The 18,872-nt window shown below is 36.8% G+C and carries 15 protein-coding genes; all 15 read left to right on the forward strand.

The annotated features are described in order from the left end of the window. The first annotated feature begins 109 nt into the window (after positions 1-109). The 15 genes from dpaA (at position 110) to ADJ83_RS06770 (ending at position 18,717) form a co-directional block, all read left to right on the forward strand. Complete coding sequence (gene dpaA / locus ADJ83_RS06700; RefSeq protein ID WP_031534575.1) at positions 110-1,006, forward strand: dipicolinic acid synthetase subunit A; 897 nt, start codon at positions 110-112, stop codon at positions 1,004-1,006. 2 nt (positions 1,007-1,008) lie between these two features. Then, entirely contained in the window at positions 1,009-1,605 is a 597-nt protein-coding gene (gene dpaB / locus ADJ83_RS06705; RefSeq protein WP_031534577.1) for a dipicolinate synthase subunit B, read from the forward strand. A 208-nt stretch (positions 1,606-1,813) separates the two neighbouring features. Next, a complete protein-coding gene (gene asd, locus ADJ83_RS06710) occupies positions 1,814-2,860 on the forward strand; it encodes an aspartate-semialdehyde dehydrogenase (protein WP_031534579.1) in 1,047 nt (348 codons plus the stop codon). Positions 2,861-3,225: 365 nt separating this feature from the next. Continuing rightward, complete coding sequence (gene dapG / locus ADJ83_RS06715; RefSeq protein WP_031534580.1) at positions 3,226-4,443, forward strand: aspartate kinase; 1,218 nt, start codon at positions 3,226-3,228, stop codon at positions 4,441-4,443. 47 nt (positions 4,444-4,490) lie between these two features. Then, complete coding sequence (dapA, locus tag ADJ83_RS06720; protein WP_031534581.1) at positions 4,491-5,354, forward strand: 4-hydroxy-tetrahydrodipicolinate synthase; 864 nt, start codon at positions 4,491-4,493, stop codon at positions 5,352-5,354. Between the two features lie 298 nt (positions 5,355-5,652). After that, entirely contained in the window at positions 5,653-6,990 is a 1,338-nt protein-coding gene (locus ADJ83_RS06725) for an amino acid permease (protein WP_031534583.1), read from the forward strand. A 196-nt stretch (positions 6,991-7,186) separates the two neighbouring features. After that, positions 7,187-8,860, forward strand: a complete 1,674-nt coding sequence (locus tag ADJ83_RS06730; RefSeq protein WP_031534585.1) for a ribonuclease J — start codon at positions 7,187-7,189, stop codon at positions 8,858-8,860. A gap of 431 nt (positions 8,861-9,291) precedes the next feature. Continuing rightward, the gene (locus tag ADJ83_RS06735) at positions 9,292-10,029 is read left to right on the forward strand and encodes a ClpP family protease (protein ID WP_031534587.1); all 738 of its coding nucleotides are present in this window, start codon (positions 9,292-9,294) and stop codon (positions 10,027-10,029) included. Then, positions 10,026-10,238 carry a YlzJ-like family protein gene (locus ADJ83_RS06740; protein ID WP_031534588.1) on the forward strand — a complete coding sequence of 71 codons (213 nt, stop codon included), beginning with the start codon at positions 10,026-10,028 and terminating at the stop codon, positions 10,236-10,238. The genes ADJ83_RS06735 and ADJ83_RS06740 overlap by 4 nt, the downstream gene beginning before the upstream one ends. 97 nt (positions 10,239-10,335) lie before the next feature. Continuing rightward, positions 10,336-12,669 carry an FtsK/SpoIIIE family DNA translocase gene (locus ADJ83_RS06745; RefSeq protein WP_031534590.1) on the forward strand — a complete coding sequence of 778 codons (2,334 nt, stop codon included), beginning with the start codon at positions 10,336-10,338 and terminating at the stop codon, positions 12,667-12,669. Between the two features lie 381 nt (positions 12,670-13,050). Beyond that, positions 13,051-13,782 (forward strand): GntR family transcriptional regulator, encoded by a 732-nt coding sequence (locus ADJ83_RS06750; RefSeq protein WP_031534591.1) that lies wholly within the window; start codon positions 13,051-13,053, stop codon positions 13,780-13,782. A 61-nt stretch (positions 13,783-13,843) separates the two neighbouring features. Continuing rightward, a complete protein-coding gene (locus tag ADJ83_RS06755) occupies positions 13,844-14,911 on the forward strand; it encodes a BMP family lipoprotein (RefSeq protein WP_031534593.1) in 1,068 nt (355 codons plus the stop codon). Between the two features lie 255 nt (positions 14,912-15,166). Next, on the forward strand, positions 15,167-16,696 hold the full coding sequence (locus ADJ83_RS06760) for an ABC transporter ATP-binding protein (RefSeq protein WP_031534595.1): 1,530 nt from the start codon (positions 15,167-15,169) through the stop codon (positions 16,694-16,696). Then, the gene (locus ADJ83_RS06765; protein WP_031534596.1) at positions 16,696-17,754 is read left to right on the forward strand and encodes an ABC transporter permease; all 1,059 of its coding nucleotides are present in this window, start codon (positions 16,696-16,698) and stop codon (positions 17,752-17,754) included. The genes ADJ83_RS06760 and ADJ83_RS06765 overlap by 1 nt, the downstream gene beginning before the upstream one ends. Then, positions 17,755-18,717, forward strand: coding sequence for an ABC transporter permease (locus ADJ83_RS06770; protein ID WP_031534598.1), 963 nt, complete (start codon positions 17,755-17,757; stop codon positions 18,715-18,717). The last annotated feature ends 155 nt before the right edge of the window (positions 18,718-18,872 follow it).

Genomic DNA, 18,872 nt, shown 5'->3' on the forward strand with positions numbered 1-18,872 from the left:
TATTGAGGAATTCCTCGAAACTACTCACCTAATAATATGTAATCACATAAGATGTTGAAGTAGCGAGCTATGAAAATAGGATCTTTAAAAAAAAGAAGGTGAAATATTCATGCTGAAAGGGATGAAAATCGCGGTTATCGGCGGTGATGCAAGGCAGCTAGAAATTGTTCGCAAGTTAACCGAACAAGAGGCAATCCTTTCATTAATTGGGTTCGAGCAGTTAGACCATGCATTCACCGGAGCTACAAAAGAAAAAATCGATAACGTAGATTTTTCGAAAATAGATGCTATTATCTTACCCGTTAAAGGTACCGATTTAAATGGGCAAGTTGATACAATCTTTTCGAACGAAAAGGTTTTTTTAACAAAAGAAATACTAGAAAAAACCCCAGAGCATTGCACCGTATATTCAGGAATAACGAATGAATATTTAAATTTGCTAATTAAAGAAACAAACCGAAAACTCGTTCAATTATTTGATCGAGATGATGTAGCAATATTAAATTCCATTCCAACAGTAGAAGGTACGATTATGATGGCAATCCAACATACAGATACAACGATTCATGGTTCTAAAGTAATCGTGCTAGGGCTAGGACGTGTAGGAATGAGTGTTGCTCGAACTTTCCACGCATTAGGTGCGAAAGTAAAGGTTGCAGCTAATCAAAGTGAACATATTGCACGCATTATAGAAATGGGATTAAGCCCTGTACATTTAGATGATTTACAAATCGCGGTGGAAGAGATCGATATATGTATCAATACGATTCCCCATCTTGTCGTAACTTCTGATGTCATTGAAAAAATGCCTCTACACACTTTGGTGCTCGATTTGGCATCTAAACCAGGTGGAACGGATTTTCAATATGCAGAAAAAAGAGGGGTTAAGGCATTACTTGCACCAAGTTTACCAGGAATTGTAGCCCCGAAAACAGCAGGGAATATACTCGCAGATGTCTTAGCTCAATTACTTGCTGATCAACCGCAACAAGGAAAGGAGAAATAAGCATGAGTAGTTTACAAGGAAAAAGAATAGGATTTGGAATTTCAGGATCCCACTGCACATATGCAGAAGTAGTACCACAGGTAGAAAAATTAGTATCACTTGGCGCAGAAGTAGTACCAGTTGTCACAGGAAATGTTAAAAATACAGATACTCGTTTCGGCAAGGGGAAGGATTGGGTTAGCAAAGTAGAAGAAATAACTGGGCAGCCAATAATCGATAGCATCGTAGCAGCAGAGCCTCTTGGACCGAAAGCACCACTCGATTGTATGGTAATCGCTCCATTAACAGGAAATAGCATGAGCAAATTTGCTAATGCTATGACAGACAATGCAGTACTAATGGCAGCTAAAGCTACATTAAGAAATCAAAAACCAGTTGTGTTAGGAATATCAACAAATGATGCATTAGGATTAAACGGCATGAATCTTATGCGCTTGATGGCAACAAAGAATATTTTCTTTATCCCATTTGGTCAGGATGATCCAGAAAAAAAACCAAATTCCATGGTAGCAAGAATGTCTATGCTTGCAGAAACAATTGAAGCAGCATTAGAATATAAACAGATTCAGCCAGTAATTGTAGAGAAATATTTAGATTAACGAGTGTTTTTTTATAATCACCGATAAAACAAGGCGCTTTTTGTAATCCAATTGGAGCTCTTTAGCGCCAATCGGTGTTTTTTGAAAGAATCTGATAAAAGTTTCTTTTATTGCTGCTTGAATATGTTAAAATAGATAATATTATTTAAGGCGGTGCATGACGCTAGCCTATGATTATTAGAGAAAGCCTTTGGAAGGAGAACCATTAATGGATCAATTAAAAGGATATAACGTAGCAGTAGTTGGAGCAACAGGGGCTGTTGGTCAGCAAATGATCAAAACATTAGAAAGCAGAGATTTTCCTATTTCAACATTAACACTTTTGTCTTCAAAACGTTCAGCAGGGACAAAAGTTCTTTATAAAGATAAGGAAATAGTTGTACAAGAAGCAACTCCAGAAAGCTTTAAAGGAATCGATATTGCGCTATTCAGTGCAGGTGGCGGGGTTTCAAAGGAGCTAGCACCACATGCGGTAAGACATGGAGCAATTGTTGTTGATAATACAAGTGCATTCCGTATGGACAAAGATGTACCATTGGTAGTACCAGAAGTAAATGAAGAAGATCTTCGCAACCATAACGGAATTATTGCAAATCCGAACTGTTCTACTATTCAAATGGTCGTAGCTCTACAACCATTGAAAGAAAAATATGGATTATCTAAAGTATTAGTGTCGACATATCAAGCTGTGTCTGGATCAGGAGCAGCAGCAGTAGAGGAATTAAATAGCCAAACGCAAGCGATTCTTAACAACGAAGCATTTGAGCCAAAAATTCTTCCAGTTAAAAGTGATAAGAAACATTATCAAATTGCTTTTAATGCGGTTCCGCAAATTGATGTGTTCACTGAAAATGGATTTACTTATGAAGAAATGAAAATGATTAACGAAACAAAGAAAATCATGCATGCAGAGGACTTAAAAGTTGCGGCAACATGTGTACGTATACCAGTTGCAACAGGTCATTCTGAATCTATTTATTTTGAATTAGACAATGACCAAGTAACAGCTTCAGAAATAAAAGAGTTATTACAAGTTTCTCCTGGCATTGTGCTACAGGATGATCCGAATAATCAAATCTATCCAATGCCTGCAGATTGTGTAGGGAGCAATGATGTTTTTGTCGGACGTATTCGTCAAGATTTAGACGTGAAGAACGGATTTCATATGTGGGTAGTATCAGATAACTTATTAAAGGGTGCCGCATGGAACTCTGTTCAAATCGCGGAAAGCCTAATTAAATTAGGACTTGTATAAGTAAATTAAGAAAGGCAAGACTTAAAAAGGATTAGAATGCAGGAAAATGCCTGTAAGTAGAGTTCTAATTTTTCTACATACAGGAAGTACAAGTTTGGACACAGCAATATACGCATCGTTTCCAAAATCTTGTCTTTCTTAACAAATGAGTATTTTTAGAAGAAAGAGATCCTTTTTTTAACGAATACTACAATTAAATGGCTCAAAGCTTAACTAGAGTCAAACAACAAGGGATCCTCCTAGTAATATGATGTCTGAGGTGAATCTAATCTATAGAGTTAAGGATTTTGAGAATCCTCCAATTGTTCTAGAAAAAGGCACCCTTATATTTACACTCATTTAGAAAGTGTTCAGAGGTGTTTACTGTGAAAATAATGGTTCAAAAATTTGGTGGAACATCCGTAAGAGATGAAAAAAGCCGAATTCAAGCAAAAGATCATATTAAAGATGCATTAAGTGAAGGGTATAAAGTGGTTGTAGTTGTTTCAGCAATGGGCCGTAAAGGAGAACCATATGCAACGGACACACTATTATCATTAGTTGGCGGAGCAGAAACAAGTATCAGCAGAAGAGAAAATGATTTGCTAATGTCATGCGGCGAAATTATTTCAAGTGTTGTGTTCACACAGCTATTGCTAGAAAATCAGATTTCAGCTACAGCTTTGACAGGTGCTCAAGCTGGATTTAAAACGAATAATGATTTTACGAATGCAAGAATAATGGAAATGGACTGCAGCCGTATTCTACAAGAATTGGAAAACCATGATGTAGTCGTGGTAGCTGGCTTTCAAGGAGCAGCACTAAATGGAGATACGACAACATTAGGAAGAGGCGGAAGTGATACTTCAGCAGCCGCTTTAGGATCTGCCCTAAACGCAGAATATATTGATATATTCACAGACGTAGAAGGAATTATGACAGCTGATCCAAGAATTGCTGAAAATGCTCGACCATTATCAGTGGTCACGTATTCAGAGGTATGTAATATGGCATACCAAGGGGCAAAAGTAATACATCCGCGAGCAGTGGAAATTGCGATGCAGGCAAAGGTGCCAATTCGAATTCGTTCTACGTATTCAAAAGGTACTGGTACCCTCGTTACATCTAGTAATGCAGAGAACAGAGGTAGCGACATTAAAGAAAGACCTGTTACTGGTATTGCGCATGTAGCGAATGTAACACAGATTAAAGTATTTGCAAAAAAAGATCAGTATGATTTGCAGGCACAAGTATTTAAAGCAATGGCAAATGAAGAAATAAGTGTCGACTTTATCAACATATCACCAAACAGTGTTGTCTATACCGTAACAAATGAAATGACCAATAAAGCAATAGCTGTTCTTGAAAATATGGGCTACGAACCTGTTATGGAAAGAGAGTGTGCGAAAGTTTCAGTAGTTGGTGCTGGAATGGCCGGTGTACCAGGTGTTACATTTAAAATTGTGACGGCACTATCAAATAAAGGAATTCGAATCCTACAATCAGCTGATAGCCATGCAACGATATGGGTCCTTGTGAAGCAGGATGATTTAGTAAACGCGGTGAATGTACTACATGATGCGTTTGAGCTAGAAAAAGAATAGAATAGATATAGATACGACAAGATCGAGATGAGAATAGGAGTGGAACGATGGGTTTATTTGGTAGGGTGTCAACGGCCATGATTACACCATTTGATGCCAAGGGACATATAGATTTTCCAAAAACAACACAGTTGATTAATCATTTAATTGAAAACGGAACGGATTCTTTAGTAGTAGCTGGTACAACTGGAGAATCACCCACATTATCCAAACAAGAGAAGATTGCGTTATTTAAACATGTGGTAAAGGTAGTGGAAAAGAGAGTTCCAATTGTTGCAGGAACAGGTAGTTATAACACATATGAGTCCATCGAATTGACGAAACAAGCTGAACTTGCAGGTGTGGACGCTGTTATGGTAGTTGGACCATACTATAACAAGCCAAACCAAGAGGGATTGTTTCAGCATATTAAAGCAGTTGCAGAATCTACAAAACTACCCGTTATGATATATAATATTCCAGGTCGTTCTGTTGTTAATATTGAACCAGATACTATTATTCGATTGTCTGAAATTGAAAATATAGTAGCAGTAAAAGAAGCTAGCGGAAATTTAAATAACATCACGAAAATTATTGCGTCAACCCCAGATGATTTTTACGTTTACAGTGGCGATGACGGTTTAACATTACCGTTATTATCTGTAGGGGGAACAGGAATAATCTCTGTTGCGTCCCATATTATCGGCAAAGAAATGAAAGAAATGGTGAATTCTTTCTTAGCTGGGAATATAGAGGAAGCTTCAAAAATGCATCAGAAATTACTTCCGCTTATGTTAGCCTTATTTAAAGCACCTAACCCTGTGCCTGTAAAAACGGCGCTTCAATTAAAAGGATTTGATGTTGGTTCTGTTCGATTACCATTAGTTCCTTTAACAGAGGAAGAACGCAAAGAACTAGCAGAGTTTTTATAAGGTGTTAGTCTTTATCCGCAATTAGGATTAACATGATAAAACAGCTTGTTTTGCAAGGTTAAAAGAATGTTACTAGTCAGAAGAGTTCAGCTATCTCTTATTACTAAGAATGTACCAATGCTAAAATTGGTTCGTTCCACCGTGAGATAACTAGCTCTTCTGACTTTTTTGTTTGATTCCATAATAAGAAGAACTTGTTTCTAATTCAGTAATTGATTATGATTGGATACATAGTAAATGTTCGATTTATGGAAAAATCTTAATTGCAAGTAAATGGAAGAAGTACGGAGGAGAAAGTATGACGAATAATAAGTTACAGAAAAATTTATTGCCAAGACATATCAGTTTAATGGCAATGGGAGGAGCTATTGGTACTGGAATATTTAAAGGAAGCGGCGAAACCGTATCGATTGCTGGCCCAGGCGTTATCTTTACATACATATTTGCAGGGCTATTATTACTCGTAGTAATGGGAAGCATTGCGGAAATGGCGATTATTTATCCAAATACAAATATGAAAGGCTTTATCGGAAAAGCTTTTGGCGATCGAATGGCATTCATCATTGGCTGGATGTATTGCATTTTATGGCTTGCTGTATGCGTGATTGAGGTTGTTGTAGCCGGAAGCTTTTTACAATTTTGGTTACCAGACGTACCACTTTGGATATTAAGCATTATTTGTTCCATTATTTTAATCGCTGTAAATACAATGAATGTGAAAAATTATGGTGAATTTGAGTTTTGGTTTGCAGGAATTAAAATTGGGATGATTATTCTCTTTATTATTCTAGGAGCAGCTGTTTTATTCGGTATTATTCCATCTGGCGAAACCAATTATTTGCAAAATTACACAGAAAACGGTGGGTTTTTCCCAAATGGCTGGATGCCTGTCTTTTCAGCATTATTAATTGTTATGTTTTCCTATGGTGGCTCTGAACTTATTGGGGTTACCGTAACAGAAGCAAAAGATGCAGAGAAAATACTACCGAAAGTAATTAAAAGCTTTATCTTACGAATCATATTATTTTACACACTACCAATATTAATTATTTGTGGTCTTATTCCTTGGAATAAGCTAAATGATGCTTCTAGTCCATTTGTACAAGTGCTGACTATTTCAGGATTATCTGGCGCAGCTCATATTATGAACTTTGTCTTGATTATTGCGGTGTTATCTGCGGCAAATTCGGGTATATATGGTTGTACAAGAATGATGTATTCTCTTGCGTTAGAAGGACAAGGACCAAAGGCGTTCAGCAAGGTAAATAAAAATGGAGTTCCTTTATATAGTTTAATGCTTACAGCTATTATTTTAATTGCTGGCTCCATGATTGCGTTAGTAAAGCAAGAGGAAGTATTCGCTTTGCTTATGGCATTCCCAGGTTTTGTCGTTTCGATTGTTTGGATTACTATTTGTTTAGCCCAAGTAAAGCTTCGAAAATCTTATCCGTTTGAACCAAGCTTTAAAATTTGGGGATATCCGTACATACCTATAATTACGGTTATTTGTTTAGCTATTATTAGTATCAGTTTCCTGTTTGATGAAGCAAATCGAATTAGCATCATGGCGTGTTTAGCTTGTTTCTTTGTCGTAATCATTATTTCTATTTTTAAATTCAAGTCAAATGAGCGTTAAAAGATGATTAAGTTACTATGGAAAAGCCGATAAAATAAGGAAAAATCAAATAATGGAATTGCTTTATTTTCTGAAAAAAACATTTTTAAAAAAGAAGATTTCATAAAATTGGTTGTAAACATTTTTAAACATCAAGTATAATAAGCATAACTGATCAATGGTCGGCTTAACTCAACATAGGAGGAAACAAAAATTTATGAAGAATGAAAAAATAAAGCTCGTTGCACTCGGTGGAGTGGGCGAGAACGGAAAAAATATGTTTGTAGTCGAAGTAGATGAAGACATATTTGTAATTGATGCTGGATTAATGTATCCACAAAATGAAATGCTGGGGATTGATATCGTTATTCCGGATATATCGTATTTAAAGCAAAACAAAGACAGAGTAAAAGGGATTTTCTTAACCCATGCACATGAAGACCATATAGGAGGTTTATCTTATATATTAAGAGATTTGGACGTGCCCGTTTTTACGACGTTTTTAACAGCTGAACTAACAAAGGAAAAGATGAAAGAGCAGGATTTCAAAGGACAAGCACAATTTGAAATTATTACCTCTAAATCAGTTCTTACGTTTGCTTCATCAAAAGTGTCCTTCTTTAAGACGAATCATAGTATCCCAGATAGTATTGGTATCGTTATTCATACATCAGAAGGTGCAATCGTACATACAGGAGATTTCAAATTTGACCAGACAGCAAGTGATTTATATAAGCCCGAGTATGGTGAGATGGCAAAAATTGGAGAAGAAGGCGTTTTAGCATTATTATCTGATAGTACAAATGCAGATAAACCAGGCTATTCAACTACAGACTTTGTCGTAACGCAAAGCTTAATTGACGCCTTTTTACAAACTAACGGCCGAGTCATTGCAGCGTGTTTTGCAACAGACTTAAATCGAATTCAGCATATCATTGACGCTGCAGAGAAAACGAATCGCAAAGTTGCCATTATCGGAAAAAATTTACAAAGAGTATTGCAGATTGCGATAAAGAACCAGTATTTAGTAGTAGATGAGGAAACAATCGTTACCTATAATGAGCTTCAAGCGTATGCACAGGATCAAATGGTCATTATCACAACTGGAACAAAAGGGGAGCCAATTGAAGCCCTACAAAAAATGGTGAGAAAAAATCATAAGCAAGTGAGCATTATGCAAGGGGATACCGTGTTATTTGCAGCATCTTCTTTCTTAGGCAGTGAAGTGTTTGTCGGAAAAACAATTGATAAACTATATAGAGCTGGTGCAACACTTCTTGCAGGCTATAAAACATTTAATAGCTCCAATCATGGCAGCCAAGAAGAATTAAAATTCATGATTAATATGATGAAGCCGAAATTTTTCTTGCCAATCCATGGTGAATATCGTTTATTAAAAGCCCATGAAAAAATTGCGGTCGAATGTGGGGTTGCTCCTCAAAATATTTATCTTCCTGAACAAGGAGAGGTTCTTGAATACAAAGAAGATACACTTCGAGTGGGTGGAAAGATTTCAGCAGGCAATGTATTAATTGATGGCAGTGGTGTTGGCGATGTCGGCAATATTGTCCTAAGAGATCGTAAGCTATTGTCACAGGATGGTATCTTAACAGTTGTCGTAACTTTAAATAAGATAGAGAGAAAGATTTCTGCTGGTCCAGAAATTATTACAAGAGGATTTGTATATGTTCGCGAATCAGAGAAATTACTTGAAGAAGCGTCTGACCGAGTAAGAGATATTGTCGAAAAAAGCATCAGCAAGGACAGTTTTGACTGGACTGGTATAAAGCAAGATATAAGAGACACATTAAACCAATTCCTATATGAAAAAACAAGACGCAGACCAATGATTCTGCCGATTATTATGGAAGTAAAACCAGTTAGAAAATAAAAGTTACAGCCTCCTTTGTTAGGGGGCTGTTTTTTTGTAATGGAGGAATGGCTTAGTAAACAGATAAAGAGATGAACGCTTTAATATGGAGAGAAGAAAGAAAAAGAGGTGTTCAAAAGGCAGATGAAAACCATTATGTGGTGAGAGGTGAGATAAAATGGTGTTCATCAAGAAAATCTAACCACATAATATCGAGACATCCAGAAAAAGGCAGTGCTCATAATAGCTAAAACCCCTCCACTATTCCAAGCCCTCCCTATAAAAATACATCCATAGCAATGCTCCCCGTCTATTGATTCAAATAACCCCTTTTATAATGCTGTTCCTTCCATCATTACTATAAACCCGATTTGTCTTTTGATTTCAACCGCATGAAATAGTGTCTCTCGCTTCATACTAATATTATTATGGTTTTAGGAAGGGAGAACATCATGGTTTCAGTAAATAATAATCAGCCTGAAGAACAGCCGAAAGAGGATAAACCAACAGGTGGTTTAATGGAAAAAATCCAACAGTTGGGTCAAACCAATGTCCCACAGCTTTCTCAGGATTCCAAAATACATTGTTTAACGATTGTTGGTCAAATTGAAGGACACTTACAATTACCACCTCAAAATAAAACGACGAAATATGAGCATTTAATTCCGCAAATTGTTGCAATTGAACAGAACCCGAAAATCGAAGGGGTACTGGTTATTTTAAATACAGTTGGAGGAGATGTAGAAGCTGGGTTAGCTATTTCCGAAATGCTTGCATCTCTTTCTAAACCAACTGTTTCTCTTGTTTTAGGAGGGGGACATTCTATCGGTGTACCAATTGCTGTATCTTGTGATTATTCTTATATTGCAGAAACAGCAACGATGACCATTCATCCAATACGATTAACAGGGCTCGTTATTGGAGTTCCTCAAACATTTGAGTACTTAGATAAAATGCAAGAAAGAGTCGTTAATTTTGTTACAAAACATTCCAAAATAACCGAAGAAGATTTCAAAGATCTTATGTTTGCAAAAGGTAATTTAACAAGAGATATTGGAACAAATGTAATTGGGATAGATGCTGTTACTTCGGGGCTTATAGATGATGTTGGTGGGGTAGGAAATGCAATGAAAAAGCTCAATGAGTTAATTGATGCAAATAAAGAACAGACAGAAGGGATTATTCAATGATTATGTATACAATGATGCCAGAAGAATTGATTTTTCCAATGAGTCAAGACATATATGAAAAGCAACAAGTTATAAATTATAATGGAATACCTATATTAGTAGCAAAAAATGAAGCAAATGAATTAGAAGTGGTGAGAGTGCTTAGCACTGACCCTAGTCATTTTCTCCATATAGGCATGCAGCCCGGAACAAAAATTCCAAACATATAATCTGTTTTTTCTAAACTATGGTATAATATAGTAATCAATAAAGAAGCAGCCTAAAGGCTGCTTCTTTATTACAAATGATTATATTAGGTGATATAAAATGGCGAAAAGGAAGAGAAGAAAAAAAAGACAAAAACAAGCGCTAAAATTAACAATACAATATGAACTTGCAGCACTTGTCATTATGGCGTTGAGTTTTATCTCCATTCTACAGCTTGGTGCAGTTGGTGCAACAATGGTATCCTTTTTCCGTTTCTTCTTCGGAGAGTGGTATATGCTTTGTCTGATTGGACTAATCGTATACGGTGGTTATTTAATGTGGAAACGAGAAAAACCATATATGTTTCATACTAAATTGAATGGCATCTATTTAATTGTTGCAGCTATTTTGTTATTAAGCCATGTGACATTATTTAAACTGTTGGCCAGTCAAGGAGCTTTTACGAATCCAAGTGTAATTTATAACACATGGGAATTATTTTGGATGGAAGTAGATAAACAAGCTACGAATATTGATCTTGGTGGTGGAATGATAGGAGCCGTTTTATTTGCCCTATTCCATTATTTATTTGATACAGTAGGTACACAAATCATCAGCTTTATTGTGATTGTGATTGGCTTTATCTTATTGACAGGCAAAACTTTAAGTGGTGCCTTTAAAAAGGTATTATCAGGTATTTGGAATTTTATTCAGGATCAATGGTCGGCGTTTGTGCAGGATTTGAAAGATTGGAAAGAATCCATGCAAAAAAATAAGGAAAAACGCCAAGCGGATAAACAAGCAAAGAAAGAAAGCAATCAGCAGGAGGAAAATACGAGTCCGCAGATTATCGTGAATACTCCGCAAGAAGAAGAGCCCTACATACAAGAGCCAATTATCAACACATTTGCAGAGAGAGCATATCAAGATGAAATCATTCAGGAAGAGCCTGTTTCAAAGACGGAAGAACCGCTGGATGAAGAGGATGTTGTTGTTCCAATAACATTTACAGAACTAGAAAATAAAGATTATAAGCTTCCTCCATTAAAACTATTGAAGCTACCAAGAAAGGCAGATCAGAGTGGGGAATATGAACAAATCCATGCAAATGCTGCTAAACTAGAAAGAACCTTTCATAGTTTTGGTGTAAAAGCAAGAGTGACAGAGGTTCATTTAGGTCCCGCTGTAACAAAGTATGAAGTTCATCCAAGTGAAGGGGTAAAAGTAAGTAAAATTGTCAATTTAAGTGATGATTTAGCATTAGCATTAGCAGCAAAGGATATTCGGATTGAAGCGCCGATTCCTGGGAAATCAGCAATCGGGATAGAAGTGCCAAATTCAGAAGTTGCTGTCGTTTCCCTTAGAGAAGTGTTGGAATCTAGTAAAAATGATAAGCCAGATTCCAAGCTGTTGATTGCATTTGGACGGGATATAACAGGTGAAGCAGTATGTGCAGAATTAAATAAGATGCCTCATTTACTTGTTGCCGGAGCAACGGGAAGCGGAAAATCAGTCTGCATTAATGGAATCATTACAAGCATTTTAATGAGAGCAAAGCCTCATGAAGTAAAATTGATGATGATTGACCCAAAAATGGTGGAATTGAATGTGTATAATGGGGTGCCTCATTTGCTTGCACCTGTTGTGACAAATCCGAAAAAAGCATCGCAAGCATTGATGAAGGTAGTAAGTGAGATGGAAAGAAGATATGATTTATTCTCCCATACGGGCACAAGAAATATTGAAGGCTATAATGAATATATAAAACGCATTAATGCAGAAGAACAGGAAAAGCAGCCACTTCTTCCATTTATTGTTGTGATTGTGGACGAGCTTGCTGACTTAATGATGGTAGCATCGTCTGATGTAGAAGATGCCATTACGAGACTTGCTCAGATGGCTCGTGCAGCGGGTATCCATCTTATTATTGCAACACAACGTCCTTCTGTTGATGTCATCACAGGTGTTATCAAAGCGAATATACCATCTCGAATTGCGTTCGCCGTATCCTCTCAAACAGACTCACGCACGATTTTAGATATGGGTGGAGCAGAAAAGCTATTAGGAAGGGGAGATATGTTATTTTTCCCTTATGGGGCTAGTAAACCGGTTAGGGTGCAAGGTGCTTTCCTATCAGATGAGGAAGTAGAGGAAGTAGTTGACTTTGTAATTGGACAGCAGAAAGCACAATATCAAGAAGAAATGATTCCTGATGAAATTGTCGAAGTTACAGGGGCAGTTGAAGATGAATTGTATAATGATGCGGTGGAATTAATCGTTGAAATGCAAACAGCTTCTGTCAGTATGCTACAAAGAAGATTCCGTATCGGCTATACAAGAGCGGCAAGATTAATTGATGAGATGGAAGCTCGCGGAGTAGTAGGACCATATGAAGGTAGTAAACCGAGAAACGTCCTTATCCCAAAGGGGTCGGAAGAAATGAACATCCAGTAAAGAACAAGCTAAATTAGTATGGATTAAATAAAATCCTAGCAGTTTTAGTATGAAAATTTTTGTTTAAATTAGATAGAAAATAATCATATTTAAGAAGAGAACCTGAAATAGTATAGCCTATTTCAGGTTCTCTTTTTATCGTATATTCGGAACAATCCTTCGAGTGGCGGAAGAAAAAGAGGAGAAATGCCTGGAATTTTTACAGGAATATACAAATGAAACCGATTGATTTCCGAACAATCCCTCATTTCTGTTTTTTTTCGACGAAATTCTTAAAAGTCTATTTATTTATTAGTCAAAAAGTGTTATAGTATTTTCGATTAGTAGGAATGATTGAACATCAGAGGTCTGATGTCTTAGAAATGTTTGGAGGAACATCATATGCTAATTAAATCGGATACGAGACATTTATATTTGCAAGTGGTTGATCGTCTAAAGAAAGATATTCAGAAGGGAATATTCAAAGAAAAAGAAAAATTCCCCTCAGAATTCGAGCTTGCAAAGACTCTAGGTGTAAGTCGTGCCACTTTAAGAGAGGCATTACGTACATTAGAAGAAGAAAATGTGATTGTCAGAAGACATGGCGTTGGCACTTTTGTTAACAGTAAACCATTGTTTAATTCTGGCATCGAACAATTGAATAGTGTCACGAATATGATTAAGCAGGCAGGAATGAATCCAGGCACCATATTTCTAAGTTCAAACACGATGTTTGCCACTGAAGAAGATACGACACGCTTCTCTACTGTGCAAGAGGAAGAACTACTCGTTATTGAAAGAGTTCGAACAGCTAATGGCGAACCGGTTGTTTATTGTATTGATAAATTGCCACAGAAAATCTTACCTGAACGTTTTTCATACGATCAAGAATCGATCTTTCAATTCTTGGAATCGGATAGTCAAAGACATATTACATACGCTGTTGCACAAATCGAACCAATTGGATATCACGAGAAAATATCTCCCATTCTGCAATGTGAGCCCGAAACTGCTCTGCTTGTTCTAAAGCAGATGCACTATGATGAGAAGGATGAACCGATTCTTTATTCAGTAAATTACTTTCGATCAGATAAGTTTAGCTTTCAAGTATTAAGAAAACGAATTTATTCGTAAAGGCTGGACAAACTAATCACAAACGTTCTTTAAATTACAAAAAATCTAGGGGGTACAAGCTTTGAAGAAGCGTAAATTTGGCTTAGCACTATCTTTAGTATTAGCTGCTGGTACTGTATTAAGTGCTTGTGGAAGTAATGACAAAGGTAACGACAATGCAGCAGAGGATGATAAAGAGAAAGACTCATTTCAAGTTGCAATGGTAACAGATGTCGGTGGAGTTGATGATAAATCATTCAACCAATCTGCTTGGGAAGGTTTACAAGCGTTTGGTGAAGACAATGGTCTTTCAAAAGGTAATGGTATTGATTACCTACAATCACAGTCAGATGCAGATTATGCTACTAATTTAAATAGCTTAACTCGCCAAGGTAATGATTTAGTATTTGGTATTGGATTTATGATGGAAGGTGCAATTTCAGAAATTGCTCAACAACAAACAGATGCTCATTTTGCAATCGTTGACGCTGTAGTAGATCAACCAAATGTAGCAAGTATTACATTTAAAGAGCAAGAAGCTGCTTTCTTAGCTGGTGTAGCAGCTGCCCATGCAACAGAGTCGAAGAAAATCGGTTTTATCGGTGGGGTTGAAGGAGAAGTTATCGGTCGCTTCGAAGCTGGATTTGTTGATGGAGTTAAAGCAGTAGACCCTGATATTGAAGTAGATGTACAATATGCTGGTGCTTTTGATAAACCTGAAATTGGTAAAACAATTGCAAGTAAAATGTACTCTTCTGGTGCAGATGTAGTATTCCATGCTTCAGGTGGTACTGGTGCTGGATTATTCTCTGAAGCACGTGATTTAAAAGAAAAAGATCCTGAAAAATACATCTGGGCAATCGGAGTTGACTCTGATCAATCAGCTGAAGGTGCTGTTGGGGATCATAACATTGTGTTAACTTCAGCATTAAAAGGTGTTTCAACTGCAGTACAAGATATCTCTACAAAAGCAAAAGAAGGTAATTTCCCTGGTGGCGAAACTACTGTTTACGGCTTAAAAGAAGATGGTGTTGGACTTGCAGCAATCAATGAAGAAGTAGAAAACAAAGCAGAAATCGATGCAGCTGTTGAAGAATGGACTGCAAAAATTAAAAACGGTGAGTACACTGTTCCTGATACTGTTGAGTAAATAGCATATGCTAATTTTCCAGGAATAAGTGGTTTGCATTGCAAACACTTATTCCTTTTTTACGACAAAAAATAGAATTTTAACTAAAGAGTAGAAGTATTATTCTAGTCTTTATTAAAAATTTTATAGGATGAAATTATCGTGGTATAAAATTACATAATTTCTTTGTGGATGGTTTTAGAACATTATTTCTTTGACATCATACGTATTTTTTAGCTTTATAATTTGTAAGGCAAGTAAGAAGGAGTGGATTAGATGGAATATGTAATCGAGATGTTAAATATTCGAAAAGAATTCCCTGGTATTGTTGCAAACAACAATATCACCCTTCAAGTTAAAAAAGGTGAGATTCACGCGCTTTTAGGGGAAAATGGTGCAGGAAAATCTACGCTTATGAACGTACTTTTTGGGTTATATCAACCAGAAAAAGGCGAAATTCGTGCGCGTGGGAAAGTCGTTAATATTTCAAATCCGAATATTGCTAATGATTTAGGAATTGGAATGGTCCATCAGCATTTTATGTTGATTGATACCTTTACAGTAACGGAAAACATTATTTTAGGAAAAGAAACAGTTAGCAAAGGAAAAATCGATCTAAAAAAAGCAGAAAAAGAAGTGCAGGAAATCTCTGAGCGATATGGCCTAGCGGTAGATCCGAAAGCAAAAGTTGCCAATATTTCTGTAGGGATGCAACAAAGAGTAGAGATTTTAAAAACTTTATATCGCGGTGCAGAAATTTTAATTTTTGATGAACCGACAGCTGTTTTAACACCACAGGAAATTACAGAATTAATTGGCATTTTCCGCAAGTTAATTGAAGAAGGAAAGTCCATTATCTTAATTACTCATAAATTAAAAGAAATTATGGAAGTTTGTGACCGAGTGACCGTTATCAGAAAAGGGGAAGGTATCGGCACATATAATGTTAAAGATACAAACCCAAATGAGCTTGCAAATTTAATGGTTGGTCGTGAAGTTTCCTTTAAAACAGAAAAGAAAGCCCCAAATCCGAAAGATACGGTATTAAAAATTTCTGATTTAACGGTGAAAGACAATCGTGGTGTTCATGTAGTGAATTCTCTCAACCTAGATGTAAAAGCAGGGGAGATTGTCGGAATTGCTGGAGTAGACGGAAATGGTCAGTCTGAATTGATTGAGGCAATTACTGGTTTAATGAAAAAAAATAATGGCAGCATCACCCTTAACGGTAAGGATATTAGTGTCCTAACACCACGTAAAATAACGGAAAGTGGCATTGGCCATATCCCGCAAGATAGACATAAACATGGTTTAGTACTTGATTTTTCGATTGGCCAAAATATGGCATTGCAAACGTATTATAAAAGACCATTTTCTAATTATGGCTTCTTGAATCAAACAGAAATGGAGAAAAAAGCAAGTGAATTAATTGAAGAATTTGATGTGAGAACACCAAGTATTCACACACCTGCAAGAGCTCTTTCTGGCGGAAATCAGCAAAAAGCGATAATTGGTAGAGAAGTAGATCGTGATCCTGATTTGCTTATAGCAGCTCAGCCAACGAGAGGACTGGATGTTGGTGCGATTGAATTTATCCATAAACGTTTAATTGAACAACGAGATAAAGGAAAGGCAGTCTTGTTAATTTCTTTCGAATTAGATGAAATTTTAAATGTGAGTGATCGAATCGCAGTTATTTTCGACGGGGAAATCATTGCAACTGTGGATCCAAAAACAACAACAGAACAAGAATTAGGGCTATTAATGGCAGGATCGAAAGCTAAAAAAGTGGGTGTGGAGAAATAATGTCTAATACAATAAAGAAAATTAGCATTCCAATTATTTCCGTATTATTAGGGGTTATTGTTGGTACAATTATAATGCTTGCAACAGGATACAATCCTGTTGAAGCATATACTGCACTTTGGAATGGTGCATTTGGAGAAATCTATTTCACTGGGGAAGTTGTTCGTCAAATTACACCATTGATTCTTGCAGGTCTTGCCGTTGCTTTCGCTTTTCGTACCGGACTATTTAATATTGGGGTAGAAGGACAATTAATCGTTGGCTGGCTTGCTGCAGTTTGGGTAGGAGTTGCGTTTGATTTACCAAAAATCATTCACTTGCCACTTGCTGTATTAGCGGCAGCTGCTGCTGGAGCACTTTGGGCATTTGTGCCAGGCTTCTTAAAGGCAAGATTTAGAGTACATGAAGTTATCGTAAGTATTATGATGAACTATGTTGCTTTACATGTATCCAATTATTTAATTCGAAATGTATTAACAGACAAGGCAGACCGTACAGAAACGATTCCGCCATCAGCTAGCTTGCGCTCTGAGTTTTTAGCAAGCATAACAGACTATTCTCGCCTTCACTGGGGAATTTTAATTGCAGTCGGCTGTGTTATTCTTATGTGGGTTATTTTAGAAAAGACGGTAAAAGGTTATGAATTAAAAGCAGTTGGCTTTAACCAAAATGCATCTCAGTATGCGGGAATGAACGTAAACCGCAACATTATTTTATCCATGGTTATCTCTGGTGCTTTTGCAGGTCTTGCAGGAGCAATGGAAGGCTTAGGAACCTTTGAATATGTAAGTAATAAAGGTGGATTTACAGGCGTTGGATTTGATGGAATTGCCGTTGCATTGCTTGGGGCAAATGGGCCACTGGGAATCTTGCTTGCTGCATGCTTGTTTGGTTTCTTAAAAGTAGGAGCATTAAATATGCCGCTTGAAGCTGGAGTTCCAAATGAGATGGTAGATATCATTATTGCTTTAATCGTATTCTTTGTTGCTTCAAGCTACATGATTCGCTTATTCTTGGACAGATTAAGTAAAAATAAAAGTAAAAAGGGGGAGAAGTAAATGGGATTAATGGATGTTTTATTAATTGTCATACCCTCTTCGCTATTGTTTGCTGCTCCACTAATATTTACTGCACTCGGCGGTAACTTTTCCGAACGAGCTGGAGTTGTAAATATTGGATTAGAAGGTTTAATGGTTATGGGGGCTTTCTCTTCCATTGTTTTTAACTTAACATTTGCAGATAGCCTTGGTGCTTGGACACCTTGGATTTCATTGCTTGTTGCAATGGTTGTTGGTGCGATTTTCTCTGTATTACATGCTGTAGCAAGTATCACATTCCGTGCCGATCAAACTGTTTCTGGTGTAGCGATTAACTTGCTTGCTGCTGGACTTGCTATGTTTTTAGTAAAATTAATCTATGATGGAAAAGGACAAACAGGTACCATTCGTTATAGCTTTAAAAAAATTGATATTCCGATATTAAAGGATATCCCTGTGATAGGTGATTTATTTTTCTCTAACACGTATTGGACTTCTTACTTAGCAATTATAGTTGCAATTATTGCATGGTATGTGATGTATAAAACGCCGTTTGGTTTGCGTTTACGTTCTGTTGGGGAACATCCTATGGCAGCAGATACGATGGGAATTAACGTAATAAAAATGCGCTATATCGCAGTTATTCTGTCAGGTGCTTTTGGCGGAGTTGGCGGTGGGGTATTTGCCCAGTCTATTACGAATGATTTTACACACGCTACAATTAGTGGACAAGGGTTCATGGCGCTTGCTGCCCTTATTTTCGGAAAATGGAATCCACTAGGTGCAATGGGAGCTGCGATTTTCTTTGGCTTTGCTCAAAGCTTAAGTATTGTTGGAAGCAGCTTACCATTCTTAGAAAGCATTCCAAATGTATATCTATTAATTGCACCTTACGTACTAACAATAATAGCTTTAACTGGCTTTATCGGTCGCGCAGATGCACCGAAAGCTTCAGGTGTACCTTATATTAAAGGTAGTAGATAATATGAATTTTTAGGAAATGAGAAGAGGCTGGGGCGTAGGTACTCCAGCCCAAGTTATAGCCAAACAATTACACGAAACCTTCGTATAATTGTTTGGCTTTTTTTGAAAATAATGTTCCATGAAGTTGCTATTACGCGCAGCTAAAATACACTATT

It is taken from the genome of Bacillus sp. 522_BSPC, assembly GCF_001076885.1.
Lineage (GTDB): Bacteria > Bacillota > Bacilli > Bacillales > Cytobacillaceae > Niallia > Niallia hominis.